1 pseudogene is annotated in these 292 nt (G+C 47.6%); it reads right to left on the bottom strand.

The annotated features are described in order from the left end of the window. A pseudogene (locus ACFIMP_RS09910) lies at window positions 1-292 on the bottom strand (late control protein); the annotation flags it as partial.

Here is a 292-nt window from a genome sequence, read left to right as displayed (position 1 = left end):
CTTCTGCAAGGCGTGTAGCAAAAGCCATATCGCTTTCTGATGTTTGGTCAATGTGTCGCACAATGATTTTTGCAAGAGAAGGATCAACCTTTGGCGTATAGCCATTACGCTCTGCTATCTCTTGAACAATACTGCCAAGGGTTTGCTGGTGATAGGATTGGCTTTTGGGGGTTCTGTAAGACGTGTTCATTGATGCGGCGCGCCCTGTCACGCTTAAGCTTTGTGGTGGGCTGCTCACAGAGATTTCGTCTATCAGATAGGATCCCATATCGCGGTTTTTCCCGCCTTCATA

It is taken from the genome of Bartonella sp. AP65SXKL (assembly GCF_042195725.1).
In the GTDB taxonomy this organism is placed as follows: Bacteria; Pseudomonadota; Alphaproteobacteria; order Rhizobiales; family Rhizobiaceae; genus Bartonella.
Note: the sequence above shows the minus strand (reverse complement) of the source record. Positions and strands in the feature narration are given on the sequence as shown.